We start from the raw sequence: 18,999 nt of genomic DNA on the forward strand, positions 1-18,999 counted from the left end.
TCCCCTCGATATCCCGGGTCGCGTCAGGCGACCGTCGTCGAATGTGCTTCCATGGCTGCAGCCATTGCAGCCATCTCAAATCCACCGGCCAGCCCCGCCGCGTGCAGGCCGTCGAGGCCGCCGCCGGCGAGCATGGCGCCAAGCACGTGATCCAGGCCGTCCGCCCCCATCGTCTCGGCAATCGCGGGAGCGCCGTGTGCGCCTTGATGCCCGGCGAAGTGGTCGATCAGCGAGTCCACAGCATGGTGCCCGGCGCTTTCGGCAATCGCTTCCTGCACGGCAGGTAGATTCCCGGAGCCATGTTCGCCCCCGTGCCCGCTCCCCTGCCCGGCTCCGGTGCCATTGCCCTGGTCATTCGAACCACCGGCCTGCTCGCCCTGTGCGGCGAGCAGCAATGCCTGCATCAGCCCCGAGTCAGCGCCGCCGAACAGAGCCGGAGCCGCACTCGCCTGAACGTGGCCTTCCTCGCCGCCGCCAAGCGGCTGCACGGAGACGTCCTGATGCTGCACCACGTCACCCAGGCCATGCCCGGCGCCCTGCTCCGCTGCGTGCTGCGACAGGTGGCTTTCGGGCTCGCTGTCCTGGTGAGCCTGCTGGCCATCCTGCAAGAATGTCACCGGCGGTGTCGCCGGAGCATGTTCCGGCACTGCAACCGTCACTTCGGGCAGATGCGTCTCGAAAGTCTGCATCGCCGCGGCAATCGCCTCTATCGCGATTGGCGAGAGCGGCATCGCATGGGCCGCACCCGACATCATGAAGCCTGCCGCAGCCGCAGTGATCGCCGCCATTTCGGCGGTACGCGCCGCAGTCTGGCTCTCGACGTTCGCCGTTGCGAACGAGACGTCGGCCAGTGCGTAAGTGGCACCCTTCATGGTGTACTCGCCGGTCGCATGGACGATTGCATCGCCATCGGCTTGCGACGACCCCGGACCTTCCGCAGTCAGCTCGATCGAAGTGATCCCCATCTGCGCCAGCGTCTTGAACTCGCCCGCATCGACAACGCCGTTGCTGTTCGCATCCTGCCAGACGCCGAACTCGCTGTAGCTCTCATCGGCTGCCGTCAGCTTGCCGTCGCCATTACTGTCGTAAGCCAGGCGCAGGCCCTCGAGGTCGGTTTCCGCTCCCGCGGCATCGTCGGTGAAGACGATATCGAGGCCGTGCCCGGTATCGTGGGCCAGCAGGCCGTCATCGGCGCTGACCCACGCGGTCTGCACAAGTCCGCTGCCATAGTCGTGCGTGACTCCGGCATCGAGTCCGACGAACTCGACGCCGTCGCCATCGAGATCTAGCGCCACCGGAGGCGTCGTCGTCACTGCAGTGATCGAGAGATTGGACTGAGCCGAAACGTCGCCGTCGCCGTCCACCACTTCGACCGGAATGGTGAAGTTGACCGGGTCGTTGGTCAGCGTGCTCGCGCCGAAGTCGCCGATCTGGAAGGTGTCGCCGCCAGCCCAGGTGTACTCGACGCTGTTGAAGCCGTCGCCCGTGAAGACCGCGATCTGCGTGCCGACCTGGCTCGATCCAGGGGCGCCTTCAACCCCGGCGACATTGACCGAACCATCGCCAAGCAGGGTCACGGTAAAGACGTGTCCATTCACGGTGTAGTTCGTTGCAGTGATCGTCGGGATGATGATCGGATCACCACTTCCATCGACGTACTGCGTTCCCCGCCAGACGATCGAAATGCCGGTGATCGAGTCCTTGTCGCCGTCACCGACGACGGTGTTGCCGTCCGGATCGTCGAACGCGGCAATGTTCACGGTCGAGCCATTGGTCGACTTGAACAGCGCCACCGCCCCGTTCACGGTATAGTGGCCGTCGAACATGTGGTCGCGGTTCGCAGCCGTATCGTAGTCCCCGGCGCCGTCCTTCGGATCGCCGCGCAGATCGGTGACGAAGTCGACCCGGAAGGTCTCGTTCGAACCGACCGAAGCGCCTCCGCCGATACCACCGGTATTGGCGGTGGAGTTGATCGTGCCGTCGTCGGCGTTGTTGATCGACGGTGTCAGCAGCAGATCCTGGCTGTTGTTGTCGATCGGCGATCCCACCGTCTCGCCCACCGGAATGAAGCCCGACCAGCTGTTGTTGCCGCCCACGAAATTGTAGCCGCCGGCATTGAAATCGATGGTCTGGATCGAGTCGATGGTCCCGTCCATGTCGACCGTGTAGGTGGCCGTCGTAGGGTCCAGCGTGACGGTGAAGATCTTGTCCGCGCCGGCATAGGCTTCCAGCACCGTATCGCTAACCAGCGTGTAGGTGATCGATACGAAGTTGTGCGTCAGGCCGCTGTCCGCCCCGTCCAGTGACGGTGCGAAACGCACAGTGCCCGCCCCGTCGGCCCCGTAGTTGTCGATCACCGACATGTCGGCATCAAGGTCCGCAGGGGCCGAGACCGGCGCCGCGCCATTGGTCACCTGGATCGCCTCGGGCACGACGGCATAGGGCGTGTCGTCGACAACATCGATCGAGATCGTGCCTGTCGTCGTGTTCCCGTTGGCGTCGCTCGCGGTGTACGTGAAGCTCTCCGCGCCGAGCGCCGTCGACACGCCGTCATTGGCCGACGGCGTCGTCGTGACGGGAGAGGTCAGTGTGTAGGTAAAGGCGCCGGTGCTGTTGTTGAGCACGAGCGTGCCGTAAGTCCCGACAACCGTCGTCTCGTTCCCACTGACTGATCCTCCGGCGATAGAATAGCCGCTCGCCCCCGTCACGGAGACGGCGCCACTCGCGGTTTCGCCCGTATCGGAAGGCATCGAACCGGTAATCGAACCGGCCGCAACATCCGCACCCGTCTGGGCCGTGTCGAGAGCCTTCTCGTAAACCGTGACGCTCTCGTCATCGCCGACCAGCGAAACATCGGTGAGGCTGATCGTCAGCGTCGTGGTCGAGGTATCGCCGTCACCATCGGTGATGGTGTAGACGAAGCTGTCTGTTGCGTTGCCCGAGATCGAATTTGCCGTGCTGTTGTACGTGTAGCTGCCATCCGCATTGAGGATCAGCGTGCCGTAGGTGCCCGCGATGCCAGCCCCGCCAAGGTTGCCGCTGACCGGCGCCGAAGTGTCGGTGCCGGTGGCAACGCCGGTGACCGCCCCGCCCGGGGCCGCGCCGTCGGCGCCCAGCACATCGACCAGACCCGAAGTCGTGCCGGTGCCGGAAAGCACATTGCCATCGGTCGAAGCGCCTTCGACGACGCTGTCGGTATCGGCGCGCGCGGTGGGCACATCGTCGATGACGTCGATGGTGATCGTGCTGGTGGTCGTGTTCCCGTCAGCATCGGTCACCTGGTAGGTGAAGCTCTCGAGGTTGTTCTCGGTGGTCACGCCGTTGTCGAGCGTCGCGCCGTCGACCGGGCTGGTGAGCGTGTAGCTCCAAGAACCGCTGGGATCGATGGTGATCGTGCCGTGGCTGCCCGTCGCCGAGCCGACCAGCGCATAGGTATAACCGCCCGCGCCGCCCGAGGCATTGTCGGTCAGCGAGCCCGAGACGGTCTCCGCCGTCGAGGACGGGTTCGAACCGATGCCCAGCGCGGCCTCATCGACCGAGGCGTCCTCGTTGCTCGCGGCAAGGCCGCTGTCGGTGAGGCTGATCGTCAGCGTCGTGGTCGAAGTGTCCCCGTCGCCATCGGTGATGGTGTAGACGAAGCTGTCGGTCGCCCCCGCAGGCGGCACCGCATTGGCGTTCGACTGGTAAGTATAGCTGCCGTCGGCGCCCAGGATCAGCGTGCCGTAGGTGCCCGCGATGCCCGCACCGCCGAGGTTGCCGCTGACCGGCGCCGAAGTGTCGGTGCCGGTGGCAACGCCGGTGACCGCCCCGCCCGGGGCCGCGCCGTCGGCGCCCAGCACATCGACCAGACCCGAAGTCGTGCCGGTGCCGGAAAGCACATTGCCGTCGGTCGAAGCGCCTTCGACGACGCTGTCGGTATCGGCGCGCGCGGTGGGCACATCGTCGATGACATCGATGGTGATCGTGCTGGTGGTCGTGTTCCCGTCAGCATCGGTCACCTGGTAGGTGAAGCTCTCGAGGTTGTTCTCGGTGGTCACGCCGTTGTCGAGCGTGGCGCCGTCGACCGGGCTGGTGAGCGTGTAGCTCCAAGAACCGCTGGGATCGATGGTGATCGTCCCGTGGCTGCCCGTCGCCGAGCCGACCAGCGCATAGGTATACCCGCCCGCGCCGCCCGAGGCATTGTCGGTCAGCGAGCCCGAGACGGTCTCCGCCGTCGAGGACGGGTTGGAACCGATGCCCAGCGCCGCTTCATCGACCGAGGCATCCTCGTTGCTCGCGGCAAGGCCGCTGTCGGTAAGGCTGATCGTCAGCGTCGTGGTCGAGGTATCGCCGTCGCCATCGGTGATGGTGTAGACGAAGCTGTCGGTCGCCCCCGCAGGCGGCACCGCATTGGCGGTCGACTGGTAGGTATAGCTGCCGTCGGCGCCCAGGATCAGCGTGCCGTAGGTGCCCGCGATGCCAGCCCCGCCGAGGTTGCCGGTAACCGGCGCCGAAGTGTCGGTGCCGGTGGCAACGCCGGTGATCGTCGCGCCGTCAGCCCCCGGGACATCGTTCGCCAGCACACCCGTTGCCGGCACAGTCAAGGTGCCGCCCTCGGTGACCGTCCCCGAATCCGCAAGCGCCGTCGGCATGTCGTCGACGATCTGGATATCGAGATTGTCGGAAGCGGGATCGCCGTCCGCATCGATGACCGTGATATCGAACGACACGGTCGTGCCATCGGTGTTCGAGGTATTGTCGTTGAGCGTATAGGTATAGGTGACGCTGCCGTCGCCGGTGACCGGATCGAAAGTGAGATCGTGACGGTCAGCGTACCCGTCTCATCGCTCGAGACAACTTGCGGGAAGGTACCGGGCGTGACGACAGTGCCCCCGATCGAGACGCTGGTCAGGCCATCGTCGGAATGGAAGGTGATCGTGCCCGTGGTCGATTCGGGGCCGCTCACGAACTGCGAACCGGGGTCCTCGCCATCGCGCGTATCGGTCGACGGGGGCAGCTGGTTCTCGTTGACCTGGGTTCCTTCGCCGATCTCGGGCACCGAAATGATCATCGGCGGGCTGTCTGCGATGCTGATCGTCAACGTCGCAGTCGAGACATCGCCATCACCGTCTGTCACTTGATAAGTGAAGACATCGGTTCCGCCGCCGCCGGTTCCCGGAGTGCGCACATAGCTGTAGGAACCATTGGCGAGCAACGTGAGCGTGCCGAACTCGCCGGTCACGACCGATCCGGTGCCCGAAAACGTGCCGGAAGTTCCGGCATGCACGCCGGTGACGCTGCCGCCATCGGCGCCGAGGGTATCGGCGCCCGCCGCACCGCTGGTGGTGCCCTCGCCGCTCAGGACATTGCCGGTCTGCGCGGTGAAGTCCGCGGCCGGGACCGTGTCGGTATCCGCGCGGGCAACCGGAGCGTCGTCAGTGATATTGACAGTCAGCGTGGCCGTGGCGGTATCGCCATCGGGATCGGTGACCACGACCGTGAACACGTCCGCCGTGTTGTCGCCACTGGTATTGTCGGCAAGCTCGTAAGTGTAGGCAATCTGGTCGTCGTTGAGTGCACCCAGTGTCAGGCGACCATAAGCGCCATCGATCTGCTGGCCAGCCTCCCCCGTGAGGATTTCGCCATTGATGACAATGGAGCCGATGCCATCTTCCGAAGTGACGAAGATCGTGCCGGTGGTGACGTCCGACCCGTTTCCGAACTGCGAGCCGGGCGTTTCCTGATTGCCGTTGAGACGATCGCCGGAAAGACCGGATTCAGAAACCGTATCGGTAGCCGAGTCCGACGCCGGACCGCCGTCCTGGATCAGGATATCGGGCACCTTGTTCACCAGCTGGGGAAGAATTTCCTCCTGCTGTGGCTGCGGGAACGAGAGTTCGGTGTAGGGAAGCAGGTCGCCCAGGCCGTGCGCGGCCTGGATCGGTCCGGTCGGATCGGCAAAGTTGCCGCCCGAGCTCTGCAGCGCGCCGGCGGCAGGCTGAGGCTCGTTGCCGGTAAGCAACGCCGCGAGGTTGAGTGGCGGCACCGCGACATCGCCGATGACGATCTGTGGAACATAGACGGCGCCATCGGGAATGACGAAGACCCGGCCATCGGGAAGCGTGAGAACGAGGTCGCGGCCTTGCACCGACAGTTCGTCGAGCGTAGCGCCCTCGGGCAGAACGACGAGATTGTTGGCATCGGGCAGCAGGACTTGCGACGGCCCCGTCGCCGCGGCTGCCAGGGTATTGCCACCTGCCAGGTTGGCATCTGCCGGAGACATGTTGTCCGAACCGTGACCGTCCTGAAAATCCATAACCACTTCCCTGTCGCTTGCTGGCCGCGGCAAGACACCGCGACGCAGTTGGGTTCGAAATGGTCAGGCGGCGGATTCCGGACGCAACGCGACTGAACACCGCTTGACCATTGCGCCCTTTTCAGCCGGTGCCTGCCTCTCTCAGTGCTCGATGAAAGCGACTCGGAGCAGACTTAACCGGCTGAAATCACAGCAACACGCGGACTTCGTGGACACAAGTCTGTTAACTAACCTTAACGCGGCGCTGTCCCGGTCTTGCACACATTTAGAGGTAATCCTTCTCTCGCCCGGGGAAATGAAATATTTCTCTAACTAACTGGTTTTCTGTAATAGTTTCCATCCAAACCGCATGACAGCTGATCCCGAATGGCGCTGCCGCCGACCATTTTGGATGATAAGGTTTGTCAACAACCTGATTTACAGCGATACTTGCGCGTTCGATATCCGGGGCTTGCGATCGAACGCGCGGGGGGCCGTCATGAACATCGCGATGGGAATGGACTTTGCGAAAATCCATCTGGGCAGTTCGGACACGCGCGTGCTTGCCCTGGCCCTGGCCACGGGCATGGCTGGATTTACGGTCACTTATCCGGCGGTGACGATGTCCAACGGAACGGTTGGCGATTGGATCGGCAAGCTCGAAGTCAAGCCCCTGCGCCTGACTGCACCGAGATTCGGACAGGCCCCGACAATCACGACGACCTTCCAGGATTCCGCCGAAGCCTTGACGCAGGCCGCCAAGGTCGGCGCAGCGGGTCTCACCAGCGCGCTGGCCCCCACGACTGCATCGTACGCCGCAACAGGCACGCGAACTCCGCAGCCGGAAGCTCTTCCGCCGGCCGCTGTCGGCCACATCACCGATTCCCACCAGTCTGGATTGACAAGACAGGCCCCTCAGGCTTTCGATAAGGCTGAGCCAACGACCCAGATCCGCTTGCCAGAACCCTCATATGCGCGACCGCAAGGTGAAAGTGCAGCCAGGCCCGGACCGCTCGATGCCGTGCGCATCGCGATGCCTCAGCCTGACGTGGTCATAGCTGCCACCGGCCTGATCCAACCCGACACTATGCTGAAAGTCGCCGTTTCGCCCGTTCCGCAACCCGCAGTTGCGGTATCGGCCCAGCCCGAGCAATCGCTTGCCCCAAGCGCAAAGCCCGGCGCCGGCCCCGCAGTGGCTGCGGGACCGCTATCCCAGAGCGAGGGACTTGGAATGTTCGCGCAGCCCGAGGAAGTGCGCCAGTTCGACCTTGCCAAGTTGGCCCCGGCCCGCCAGCCAGCAAGGAAATCCGGCGTTTCGCCTTTGCGCGCGCAGAGCCCGACCGACGCAGGCCTTGCCAAGCCGCGCCTGGAAAAGGCACCGAAACTCGCGAAAGTACCTGATCGGGTTGTGGGCGAGCACATCATGCACGTAGCCGGGCTCAGCCTGGAAGGAATGCCCGCAGGCAACCTGACAGTCCGCATCGGCATGACGGGCGACCTGTCGGTAAAGCTCGCCGACCTGCTTGCTCCGGTGAAGGACCAGATGGCGCCGGAAACCTTCGAAAGACTGGCCAGCTCCGCCGCTGCAGCCGACTACGTCAGCTTCGCCGATCTGCGCGCGGCCGGTTTCGACATCCGCTACGACGCGGGCGGCGACAGACTGATGGTCTCGGCTCAGTTCTAGCGCCAGAGTGCCGCCCCAAAGTCCCTCGACGCTATTGCCGACCTGGGCGGTGCGTTCGCGAGGTCACTCGACGCCTTGCCAGATCGCCTGCAGCAAAAGTATAAATTCCTTCCATAACTTCGAGACAAGATAGCGCACAATCACCCCCGTTGATTGACTGATGAGATTCTCGACGAACGTTTGACCGCGAGCGTGCAAAGGCACGGAACAGGCTGAGATCAGCATGAATTAGGGCGGAGCCGCCCCCTCTTCCGCGATCTGATCGACCGCGGATCGAAGCTCCGGCTTGTGCTGTTGGTGGCCCTTTAGACAGCGCGCCAGCGGCGCACCGCAGGCTTGGCGACTACAATGCGGCGAGCGGCAGACATCACCATGTCTTCTCCCGCAAGGCCGTTCCCAGACTCCTTCGTGACCTCAGGCGTCCGGCAAGAAAACGGTAGAAGTACCAATCCATGCCTGCTGACGGCACGTAGCGATAGACAAGTCGCTCCAAACGCGTCCAGCTTACGGAGTCCCGGGACGTTCTGCGCTCTGACGGAAAGCACACATGATCTGGATGATAGATCGAATGACCGAACTGGCCGACCCGGTGAACGATTTCGTGGTCTTCGAGAACATAGGGCCACCGGTCGGTATCGAAACCGCCCGCTTCGCGAAGCCAATCGGTGCGGAAGGCCTGAGCATAGCCGCCGGCATGACACTTTGTGGCAAAGCGGCGGCTCTTGCGCATGACGAACTCGACCCGCTTGCGCGAGGTCGGATCGGACGCGGGGCTGTAAAGATCTATCGCCATGACCGCGGCAGCCGCCGGATCGGACTCAAAAAGAGTGACGATCCGCTCGATATAGTCGGGCGGATAGATCGTATCGGCATCGCATATCGCAACCAATGGGGTATCGACACGCGCCAGGCCAGCCTGCATCGCATGGATCTTCCCGGGAACACCGCACCTGACGATTTGGATCCGCTCCCCCAGGGTCTCTCCCGCACGATCCGCTTCGTCAGCTCCCTCGTCAGTCGATCCATTGTCGACAAGCAGTAGCCGGAACTCCTTGTTTCCTTGTGCCGCGAGGCTTTCAACGGTTCGCCCGATCCATCCCTGTTCATTGAAGAACGGGAGAACGACTGTGAGATTGCTCATGCTTGCGAGACCGCCATTAACCTTGAATCCAGCCGATCCCTGACGTGACCATCAGCCAACCTGAATATGACCTCGGCAGCCCGCTCTGACGAGGGAATTTCGTTCAGGTCGAATGTCTCGGCAAACATCTCTTCCTGAATCGGGAGGTAGCGGGTTGCATGCAGCTCCTCTGCACGCGCCAGAGCTGCGGGCAACTGCGACGGGCTATCGACGACTTCCCCCGCACACCAATGCCTGAAATCCGCTTTCCCGATCCAATCGTATCCGTGACTGTTCAGAAAAATGCACGGACGCGGCTTGATAAGGAACTCGTAGATCTGGCTGCTGGCATCCCCGAGGTAGATATCTGCAGCCTGCGTGTAGGTCATGTCGGCCGAGCGGCGGCTTCCCAGGTCGATCTTGATATTGTCCCCGCGGAGGAACTTCTGCGGGATGTCGCCAGCGCGATCGACCCGGAAACGATCGACCGTCACAACGAATTTGCGTTGGAACAGCATCACATGTGGCGCAAAAATCAGGCCATCGCGCGGCGCGTCGAGAAAGTGCTCAAGTATACGGTGTCCATGCCGGTACCATGACGAGAGATGCGGCGACGGATGGGGGTTATACAGCACCGTCCGCTCGGCCTTGGGCAGGATACGGAGCGGCTCTTTGCCACGGACCAGATCGAACTTCGGATAGCCCACGATACTGACCGCTTCGGGCGCCACGCCAGCCTCGGCGATCAACCGATCCCGCACCTTCGGTCCAGAACAGAGAACATGATCGAAGCCGGCGCTTGCCTTGTTGAATCCGATTGCGCGATCACCCGCCCCGTGACGGGTGTGGATGATCTTGAGATCGCGAAGACCATAGCGCTCTTTCAGGACAAGCGACGTCTTCTCGGTCACGACGAGGAAATCGAGACTGCGAAAGAAGTGAAGGTTATCCCGATAGATCAGCAACTTCTCCATCGGGACGAACTTGCTGAACATGGAGTTGAGACGCCGCGTCGTCTGCGAGGGTCGCAGTTCCACGTGTTCAATGCGAGAGCCTATCAGGTCACCGCCCAAGTTCTTTACCTGCTTGGACAGGAGCGCATTGCTGGTTGCGACGATGACTTCTCCGTCGAAACCGCCTTTTGCCAATGCAATCGCTATCGGGAGACTATGTGCAATCTGATGAACTTGATCGTGATTGAACAGGAAAGCTACGCGCACCAAAGCAACTTTCGAAGATAAAAGAACTCAAGGACACCCATAACCACCAATTCGGCCAAGGAATATCCAGCGCCCGTTAGTTTAGCAAACAGAACTCTGACAAGTTACAAAATAGAAATCTTCAGAATATCGTCATATCACCGGTTTGGCTCAAATTCTGTAAATCAAGACCATTAGTGTTTATAAATTTTACGCACGAACAGGCAGCCAGAAAGATGGCATTTAAAATCGATTTCTGCATTTCAATTGTAAGATTCGGTCAAACAACCGGATCTGGCATACGACAGCTTCAACCGGCCTTCTGGCCGACCGATCCGAGCTCCTGCGAAGATCCGCATCCTTTGATGCCCGGCGCCACAGGGCTCTTGAAGACACTAGGCCCGCCATCGTAGTTCATCATTTTGCTCGACATGAAGCCCCCCGGCCTCTCAACGCGAACCGCCTCGGCGGCAGAATATGCTGCGGCCAAATAAGGCGTGTCCAATAGAAGTCAACTTACAATCCAGATACGAGGCAGTCGGCAAGTGGCGCTCCAAGGGCATTCTCGGGCGCAAAGCTGGGCGCTCTCAATTATAAAACAATATCAGGATGATACCGTAAAGGGCAGCGAAGCTGTGAACAAAAGCCAGCTCGAATTTTCAAGGTGTGGGACGCGAAGCCTGAACGCCGGGCGCGCGGGCTTCGCGTCCCGGAATTTCACCCCTGCGGCACCTCGCTCACCTCAGGCATTTCTTCCCGCTCCGCCTCGCGCCGATGGACGATCCGGTAGAGCGCAGGCAGGACCAGCAGGGTCAGCAGGGTGGAGGAAATGATGCCCCCGATCACCACTGTTGCCAGCGGGCGTTGTACTTCGGCGCCGGCGCCGACGTTGAGGGCCATCGGAACGAAGCCGAGGCTGGCGACCAGCGCGGTCATGAGCACCGGGCGCAGGCGGGTGAGCGCGCCCTGACGGATGGCTTCGTCCAGGGGGCGGCCTGCCTCTCGCAGCTGTCGGATGAAGCTCAGCATGACGACACCGTTGAGCACGGCGACGCCCGACAGGGCGATAAAGCCGACGCCTGCCGAGATCGAGAGCGGCAAGCCGCGAAGCAGCAGCGCTGCCACGCCTCCGGTCAGGGCCAGCGGCACGCCGGAGAAGACGATGCCGGCGTCCTTCGCGGACCGGAACAGGGCGAAGAGCAAGGCGAAGATCAACAGCAGCGCCGCCGGCACCACCAGCCGCAGGCGCTCTGCCGCGGACATGAGCTGCTCGAAGGTTCCGCCGTAGCTCACCCAGTAACCGGCCGGAACTTCGACTTCGGCATCGATCTTCTCGCGCAGTTCGTCGATGAACGAGCCGAGATCGCGACCGCGCACGTTCGTTGAAACGACGACCCGGCGCTTGCCGTCCTCGCGACTGACCTGGTTGGGACCGATCACGACGTCCACCCGGGCAACGTCGCTGAGCGGCACGAAGCCGCGGGGTTGGCCGTCCTCGCCGGGAAGCGGGATTCTGAGGCGACCGATCTCGTCGGCTTCGCCGCGGATGTCCTCGGGCAGGCGGACGATCAGCGGAAAACGCCTGTCGCCCTCGAAGATCGCCCCTGCCTCGGCACCGCCGATGGAGATGGCCACGACTTCCTGCACATCGCCGACATTGAGGCCGAGGCGGGCCAGCGCCGCCCTGTCGGGTGTGACCTGCAGCACCGGCAAGCCCGTCACCTGTTCCACGCTGACGTCGCGCGCGCCGTCGATGCGTTCGACGACGCCTTCGATCGACTTGCCGATTTCGTGCAGGGTATCGAGATCGTCGCCGAAGACCTTGATCGCGACATCGGCGCGAACACCGGAGAGCAGTTCATTGAAGCGCATCTGGATGGGCTGGGTGAATTCGTAATTGTTGCCCGGCACGGTCATCGCCGCCTCGCGCATCTCGCGCACGAGTTGCTCGCGCGGCTTGCGTGGATCGGGCCACTCGGCGCGGTCCTTGAGCATGACGAACGTATCGGCGACAGACGGCGGCATGGGGTCTGTCGCAATGTCGGCGGTGCCGATCTTCGCGACAATGCGATCCACTTCTGGGAACTGCTTCAGCCGTGCCTCGAGCGCCGTCTGCATGTGCACTGCCTGCGTGAGACTGGTCCCCGGAATGCGCAGCGCGTGCAGCGCGATGTCCCCCTCGTCGAGGTTGGGAACGAATTCCGTTCCCATCCGCGTTGCCGAGAGGCCCGCAATCGCGACCAGGACGACGGCCCCCGCGACAAAGGCCTTGCGCAGGCGCAGAGCTGCATCGAGCGCAGGTTCGTAGATCCGTCGCGCCCGGATCATGAGGCGGCTCTCCTTCTCCTCCACCTTGCCGGTGACGAACAGCGCCACTGCAGCCGGAACGAAGGTCAGCGACAGGACGAGCGCAAAGCTCAAGGCCATAACGACGGTGATCGCCATGGGGTGGAACATCTTTCCTTCCACGCCGGTCAACGCGAAGATCGGCACGTAGACGAGCGCGATGATCAGCACGCCGAACAGCGATGGCCGGATAACCTCGGAAGTGGCCGAAGCCGCCAGCGCAAAGCGTTCACCGCGGTCGAGCAGGCGACCACGATCGTGCTGCGCCTCACCGAAGCGCCTCAGGCAGTTCTCCACGATGATGACCGCACCATCTACGATCAGGCCGAAGTCGAGTGCGCCCAGGCTCATCAGGTTGCCCGAAACGCCGGCACGCAACATGCCGGTAATGGTCATCAGCATGGTGATCGGGATCACCGCCGCGGTGATGAGCGCAGCGCGGATATTGCCGAGCAGGAGAAACAGGATGACGATGACGAGCAGAGCCCCCTCGACGAGGTTCTTCTCGACCGTCGCCACCGCACGCTCGACAAGGTCTGTGCGGTCGTAGATCGCCACGGCCCTGACACCGGGCGGAAGCGCCCTTGCCGCTTCCTCGAGCCGCTGCGCTGCCGCCTGGGCGACGACCCGGCTGTTCTCCCCGGCCAGCATGTGGACGGTGCCGAGCACGACCTCGCGGCCGTTCTCGGTTGCAGCGCCCGTGCGCAATTGCTCCCCCATGACGACGTCGGCAACGTCGGCAATGCGGATCGGCACGCCTCCCCGGTTGGTTACGATGATCGAGCGCAGATCGTCGAGGTTGGATGCCTGCCCCGGCACGCGCACCAGGTACTGCTCGCCGTAACGCTCGATATAGCCCGCACCGACATTGGCGTTGTTGCGTTCGAGCGCGGTCACGACATCACCGAGAGCAAGGCCATAGGCCGAAAGCCGGTCAGGCAGCGGCGTGACGTGATATTGCCGCTCGAAACCGCCGATGCTGTTCACTTCCGTGACGCCGGGCGTGTTGCGAAGCTGCGGGCGGATCACCCAGTCCTGCAGGGTGCGCAGATCCTCGGGCGTATAGCCGCTGCCGTCGGGCTTGCGCGCGCCCGGCTCGGCCTCCAGCGTGTACATGAAGATCTCGCCGAGACCGGTAGCGATCGGCCCCATTTCGGGCGCGACACCTTCGGGCAACTGGTCGCGCGCGGTCTGGAGCCGCTCGTTTACCAGCTGGCGGGCGAAGTAGATGTCCGTCCCGTCCGCGAAGACGGCCGTCACCTGGCTCAGCCCGTAGCGGGAGATCGAGCGGGTATATTGCAGGCCCGGCAGGCCGGCGATGGCCGTTTCGACCGGGAACGTGACGCGCTGCTCGGCTTCCAGCGGGGAAAAGCCCTTCGCCTCGCTGTTGATCTGGACCTGCACATTGGTGATGTCGGGCGTCGCATCGATGGGCAGGCGCTGGAAGGCCCATATGCCGACGGCACAGGAAAGCGCGATGAAGCTCAGGACCATCCAGCGAAAGCGGATGGAGGCGGCGATGATGCGTTCAAGCACGTGCGGCTTGCCGGCGGATGGCTCAGTGGTCATGGCTGGCCCCCGACTTCTCGATATCCGCGCGGATCAGGAAAGCGCCGTCGGTGACGTATTCGGTGCCCGGCTTGAGGCCGCCAAGGACCTCGGTCCATTCCGGGGTGCGCCGCCCGATCTGCAGCATCCTGACCTCGTAGGTATCGCCAACCCTGGCATAGACCACATCGAAGTCCCGGAAGCGCTGGATCGCCTTCGTCTCTACCGCCAGCGGCACATCAGCCGAAGCGACGGTGAAAGTCCCGTTCACGCCCATCCCCGGCCGGAACACGTTGGCCGCGGCGGGCGGCAGGTGCACATGCGCCAGAACCGTCTGGCTGGCGAGGTCCGCGGTCGGAAGGATCGCCTCCACCTCGGCCGTCATCTGTGCATCGCCCGAAAGGCTGCGCACGGTGACGGCCTGGCCGACACGCACCCGCTCGGCATCGCGCGGATAGACGAAAAACTCGGCATGCAGCTTCGTGGGATCGGCAATCACGAACAGGGCGCGGTCGCCGGTCACGTCGCCGACATTGGCGTTCTTCTCGACTATGATCCCGCCAATCGGCGCAGGAATGGCGTAAGTCTGCAGCGAATGGCTGGATTCGACCCGCGCCAGCACCTGGCCCTTGCGAACCGCCTGCCCCAGCTGGCCGCTCAGCCACATGATCTGTCCCGGAAGGCGCGCGCGCACGTCCGCCTGGCCTTCGGGCGTGATTTCCACCCGGCCGGAAAGCTCGACCAGTTCCGCGATCTGCGCCGGACCGGCCTTGCTGGTCTCAACGCCGCCCTGGCGGGCTGCCTGCGCGGAAATCGTCGTGCGCCCTTCATAGGAAGCGTAGGACCAGGAATGGGTGCGTCCGCCTTCGACGGCACGAACCTTGACATCGAAGCTGTGCGGTTCGCGAACCACGCCCTTCCCGCGCAGGTAATCCTCGCGCGGGGCGAAGGCGAAGCGGTCGACCTCACCGCCAAGGCGCTTGAGTTCCACGGCCAGTTGCACCTCTGCGGGCGCAAGCGGTTCATCGCCGCGGTAGGCATAGACATGGAATTCGGGCTCCGTGCCGTCTTCCTGGATGGTGACTTCGAGCGCGAAATCGCCATCGCGCAACATGCGGCCACGGTGGGGGCCGCGTTCATATTCGTCAGCGCCGGCACCATGGGCTTCGCCCTCGGTCTCGGCATGGTCGGAATGGGCGGCATCTTCGCCGCAAGCGGCAAGCAGTGACAGGGCGAGCAGCGAGCTCACACAGAAAAGCGAGCGGATCATCGGCGGATCTCCGTGCTGGAAACGAGGGATGCGTGGCGGCCGGTCAGTCGGTCGAGCCGCGCGCCTGCGAGATGGAATTGCCGCAGCAGGTCGACGCGCCGGGACCGGGCATCGATCAGGGCCTGCTGGGCCTGGTTGATTTCAAGGAATGTGAAAGCCGTGCCCCCGCGCGCGAAACCGTCACGCACCAAGCGCAGCGCCTTTTGTGCCGACGGCAGGACATCGCGCTCGATCCGGGCGATTTCGCTCGCCAGTGCCGCGCGCTGCGCGACAAGGCGATCCACCTCTCGGCCGATCTGCAGCCGCGCGACCGCGATCTCGGCCTCGGCGGCGCGGCTCTCGGCTGAGGCGCGCGCGACATTGCCGCGATTGGCCGCCCGGCTGCCCAGCGGGATCGAGCCGCCGACCATGAGGGCGACATCGTTGCCCTGCCCAAAGTGGCGAATACCGATCCGGGCCGTGGCGTCACCGGTGTTGCCCGTCTGCGCGAGGCGAACCTGGCTCTCGGCCGCTTCCCGCTCGGCGGACAGTAGCGTCAGGTCGGGGCTGTCGGCAGCCGAGGGCCCGGTTTCCTGCACCGTAAAGAACGGGTCGGTCGCCAGCGTGAAATCCTCGTTGCCGTCCCACCAGCCGGCGAGGCTGGCGCGCGACAGGCGGGCCAGCCTGCGTGCCTGATCGAGCGCGATCCTCGCCTCGATCACCGCTGTCTTCGCACGTTCGGCGGCGAACAGCGGATCGAGCGCCCGGGCCACCCGGCGGCCGACCTGCGCCTGTGTCTGCTCGGCCACCTGCAGTTGCTGCTGCGCTATGGCGATGCCCGCCTCGGCAGCGAGAGCCTCTACCCAGGCGGACTGCACCTGCGCCAGCACGTCGAGCATGCGCAGTGCATTGCGCTCGCCGGCGACGCCCAGTTCGGCGCGGGCGGAACTCAGGCGCGCTTCGCGTTTGCCCCCGCGCTCCCAGGTGCGTTCGTACCACGCGGTGGTCTGCTGCTGCTCAAGCGGGCCGTACGTGCCTGTGCCGGCAAAATCCTCGACTTCGATGCCGACGCTATCGCGCGGACGCACCCCGGCAATCGCAACCGCGGCATCGGCGGCATCGAGCCGGGCAGCGTTCACCTGCAGGGTCGGGTTGGTAGTTGCGACACGCGACAGCGCCTCGGACAGGGTGATCCCCTGCGCACTGGCGGCCTGTGCCGAAAGGACAAGCGGAATGACGGCGCACGGGGGCGCCAGACGTATCAGGCGCGCGGCAAGGCGCGCGGAAGGGTTCGAAAACATGACATGAAGCCTCGCGGACGAGCGTGGGACATCCCGCGCCCGGTCAGCGCGGGGTTCAGGCGTTCAGGGTCATGGAACGGGGAGGACGCTCGAGACCGGTAAGCTCCGATCCGGGCTTGGCGCAATCGGGCCCGATCGCGTGCAGGCCCGCGTCAGCCATGGCGAGCTGATTGGCATGGCCTGCGTCCGCCGGGATTGCCGAATTCGTATCGCCGGAGTGGTGATGGTGCCCCTGCAGTGCGCCGCCCGCTTCGTCCTCGTCATCCCGATCGGGGAAATGATCGTCCAGATGATCGAGCTGTGCGGTCAGGCTGCTGAGCAGAACGCTTTCGTGCTCATCCGCCTGTCCCGGGGCGTGCTGAAGCTCGACGACCATGTTCGACCACGCCATCGCGCTCGCAAACAGGAGTGCGAGCGACAGGACGAGCATCGCAGCGATGCGGTCCATATTGAGGTGACGCGGAAAAGCCATCGGTGCACTGCGATAGCGAAACCCGGGCGTGCGCTCAAGGGCGCTGCGCATCCGAAGCCATCTGATCGGAGTGCAGCGCCATCCGCCTCACCGGTTCGGGATATGCGTGCCGAGGTGTCGTCCCGCGATGTAGCCGAAGGTCATGCCCGGCCCGAGCGTACCGCCCGCGCCGCCGTAGGCTTCGCCCAGAACCGCCGCCATCGCGTTGCCCGCGGCGTAGAGACCGGGAATCGGGTTGTCGTTCCAGTCCAGGACCTGCGCATCGGCGTTAGTACGCGGACCACCGGCTGTACCCAATGCGCCCGCTTCCATCTTCACCGCGAAATACGGTGCCTGATCGATGGCTCCCAGCGTCCGGTACGGGGACTCGTATGCCATGTCCCCCCACATGTAGAAATTGTCGTAGCTGTTGTCGCCGCGATTGAAATCGTCGTCATGGCCCTTGCGAACCATCCGGTTGAACCGCGCAACCGTGGCGACAAGGCCATCGGCATCGATGCCGGCGACTTGCGCCAGTTCCTCCAGCGTATCGGCCTGCATCATGAAGGAGGGGACCGGGCCGCCGGGCGGCGTGTTGAAGGTCGGGTACTTGTCCCGGTAGCGCTGGTCGATGATCAGCCAGTAAGGCAAGTTGGCGTAGCTGTGCGTCCCGGCATCGAAGGCATGCAGCGTCTTGCCCAGTGCATTGTAGTTCGCCGCCTCGTTGACGAAGCGCTTGCCGGCGCGGTTGACGAGGATCGCACCGGGACGCGCGCGTTCGTCCGAGCCCAGCAGGTAATTGGGCTTGGCACTGCGATGTTGCGGCTTGAGTTCCAGAACGCTCTGCATCCAGAAGGCCTGTTGCATGTTGCCCAGCTGCGCTCCGGCGTCGATGGCCATCAACAGGCCATCGCCCTCGTTCTCCGGTACGCTGACCGGGCCGGTCAACGGACCGCGCAGGAAAGTCCGGACCAGCTTCTCGTTCCATTCGAAACCTCCGGTGGCGATCACCACGCCGCGCCGGGCGCGGACGCGAAAGTCCTTGTCATCGGCATCTTCCGCGACGACCCCGATGACCCGGTCGCCATCCTTGACGAGCCTGCGCGCGCGCTTCTCGAACTCGACCGGAATCGCGCGATCAAGCACAGCCTTGAACAACGATCCGGCCAGGGCCTGACCCAGTCCCCGGTAATCCCTGGCCTCTCGCTCGGCGAGGGTGGCTTCATCGAGTGCGCCGGTTATTGCCTCCATCAGGCTGCCGCGGACCGGATAAGCCATCTTGGTCGGGTTCACCCGGCTCGCCCACTTGCCCAGCCTTTCGAATGCGAAAGCCTCGTTGTCGAGCGAACGCCCGCCATCCGGTTTCGCACCCGGCAAATAGGGCTGATAATCGGGAAAATCGGTAAAGGCATGCAGCCGCACCGGCGTCTTCTCCGCGAAATGGCGGATCATTTCAGGACCGGTTTCCATGAATGCCATCAAGGTTTCGGGATCGAGCTGCCCCGGCGCCAGCGCATCGAGATAGGCAACGACGTCCTCATCGTCGTCTTCGAAGCCAGCCTCGAGCTGGTAGTGATTACCCGGAATCCACAACATCCCGCCGGACATGGCAGTGGTCCCGCCAACCATCCCGGACTTCTCGAGGATCACCACGTCGCTGGCGCCGAAATCATGCGCGGCAATCGCCGACGTCATCGCCGCCCCGCCCGAACCGAGCACCACGACGTCAGCTTCGCGGTCCCACATGAATTCTTCCGTCACCATCCATCTCCCGATCAGCCCAATACCGTTCACGCCTCCCGTCTTCCCAACAGGCAGCGCGCTTTT

The 18,999-nt window shown here is 63.8% G+C and carries 10 protein-coding genes; 1 reads left to right on the forward strand and 9 read right to left on the reverse strand.

Features of this window, described 5'->3' with window-relative positions; translation table 11 throughout:
* Nucleotides 1–23: 23 nt before the first annotated feature.
* Complete coding sequence (locus PP1Y_RS19305; RefSeq protein ID WP_013833725.1) at nucleotides 24–4,631, reverse strand: VCBS domain-containing protein; 4,608 nt, start codon at nucleotides 4,629–4,631, stop codon at nucleotides 24–26.
* Nucleotides 4,580–6,295, reverse strand: coding sequence for an Ig-like domain-containing protein (locus PP1Y_RS19310; RefSeq protein ID WP_041559016.1), 1,716 nt, complete (start codon nucleotides 6,293–6,295; stop codon nucleotides 4,580–4,582). Before PP1Y_RS19310 ends, PP1Y_RS19305 begins: the two co-directional genes overlap by 52 nt.
* Before the next feature lie 478 nt (nucleotides 6,296–6,773).
* Here PP1Y_RS19310 and PP1Y_RS19315 point away from each other — a divergent pair, with 478 nt between their 5' ends.
* Complete coding sequence (locus PP1Y_RS19315) at nucleotides 6,774–7,958, forward strand: hypothetical protein (protein ID WP_041559445.1); 1,185 nt, start codon at nucleotides 6,774–6,776, stop codon at nucleotides 7,956–7,958.
* A 367-nt stretch (nucleotides 7,959–8,325) separates the two neighbouring features.
* Here the strand turns inward: PP1Y_RS19315 and PP1Y_RS19320 are convergent, their stop codons facing one another.
* The 7 genes from PP1Y_RS19320 to PP1Y_RS19355 form a co-directional block, all read right to left on the reverse strand.
* A complete protein-coding gene (locus PP1Y_RS19320; RefSeq protein WP_013833730.1) occupies nucleotides 8,326–9,099 on the reverse strand; it encodes a glycosyltransferase family 2 protein in 774 nt (257 codons plus the stop codon).
* Nucleotides 9,096–10,298, reverse strand: a complete 1,203-nt coding sequence (locus PP1Y_RS19325; RefSeq protein WP_013833731.1) for a hypothetical protein — start codon at nucleotides 10,296–10,298, stop codon at nucleotides 9,096–9,098. The genes PP1Y_RS19320 and PP1Y_RS19325 overlap by 4 nt, the downstream gene beginning before the upstream one ends.
* Before the next feature lie 696 nt (nucleotides 10,299–10,994).
* Complete coding sequence (locus PP1Y_RS19335; protein ID WP_232512743.1) at nucleotides 10,995–14,159, reverse strand: CusA/CzcA family heavy metal efflux RND transporter; 3,165 nt, start codon at nucleotides 14,157–14,159, stop codon at nucleotides 10,995–10,997.
* A 22-nt stretch (nucleotides 14,160–14,181) separates the two neighbouring features.
* Nucleotides 14,182–15,441: an efflux RND transporter periplasmic adaptor subunit gene (locus PP1Y_RS19340; protein ID WP_013833733.1), complete on the reverse strand. Its 1,260-nt coding sequence runs from the start codon at nucleotides 15,439–15,441 to the stop codon at nucleotides 14,182–14,184.
* Complete coding sequence (locus PP1Y_RS19345) at nucleotides 15,438–16,721, reverse strand: TolC family protein (RefSeq protein ID WP_013833734.1); 1,284 nt, start codon at nucleotides 16,719–16,721, stop codon at nucleotides 15,438–15,440. Before PP1Y_RS19345 ends, PP1Y_RS19340 begins: the two co-directional genes overlap by 4 nt.
* Before the next feature lie 55 nt (nucleotides 16,722–16,776).
* On the reverse strand, nucleotides 16,777–17,244 hold the full coding sequence (locus PP1Y_RS19350; protein ID WP_013833735.1) for a hypothetical protein: 468 nt from the start codon (nucleotides 17,242–17,244) through the stop codon (nucleotides 16,777–16,779).
* Between the two features lie 36 nt (nucleotides 17,245–17,280).
* Entirely contained in the window at nucleotides 17,281–18,936 is a 1,656-nt protein-coding gene (locus tag PP1Y_RS19355; protein WP_013833736.1) for an FAD-binding protein, read from the reverse strand.
* Between the last annotated feature and the right edge of the window lie 63 nt (nucleotides 18,937–18,999).

It is taken from the genome of Novosphingobium sp. PP1Y (assembly GCF_000253255.1).
Lineage (GTDB): Bacteria > Pseudomonadota > Alphaproteobacteria > Sphingomonadales > Sphingomonadaceae > Novosphingobium.

Coding starts and splice junctions, on each gene's coding strand:
- PP1Y_RS19355 (WP_013833736.1), bottom strand. CDS start 18,936: ATGGTGACGGAAGAATTCATGTGGGACCGCGAAGCTGACGTCGTGGTG.
- PP1Y_RS19315 (WP_041559445.1), top strand. CDS start 6,774: ATGAACATCGCGATGGGAATGGACTTTGCGAAAATCCATCTGGGCAGT.
- PP1Y_RS19305 (WP_013833725.1), bottom strand. CDS start 4,631: ATGCCGACGGCGCTTGCGGATTCGGGGACGGTCACCGAGGGCGGCACC.
- PP1Y_RS19320 (WP_013833730.1), bottom strand. CDS start 9,099: ATGAGCAATCTCACAGTCGTTCTCCCGTTCTTCAATGAACAGGGATGG.
- PP1Y_RS19350 (WP_013833735.1), bottom strand. CDS start 17,244: ATGCGCAGCGCCCTTGAGCGCACGCCCGGGTTTCGCTATCGCAGTGCA.
- PP1Y_RS19310 (WP_041559016.1), bottom strand. CDS start 6,295: ATGGATTTTCAGGACGGTCACGGTTCGGACAACATGTCTCCGGCAGAT.
- PP1Y_RS19345 (WP_013833734.1), bottom strand. CDS start 16,721: ATGTTTTCGAACCCTTCCGCGCGCCTTGCCGCGCGCCTGATACGTCTG.
- PP1Y_RS19340 (WP_013833733.1), bottom strand. CDS start 15,441: ATGATCCGCTCGCTTTTCTGTGTGAGCTCGCTGCTCGCCCTGTCACTG.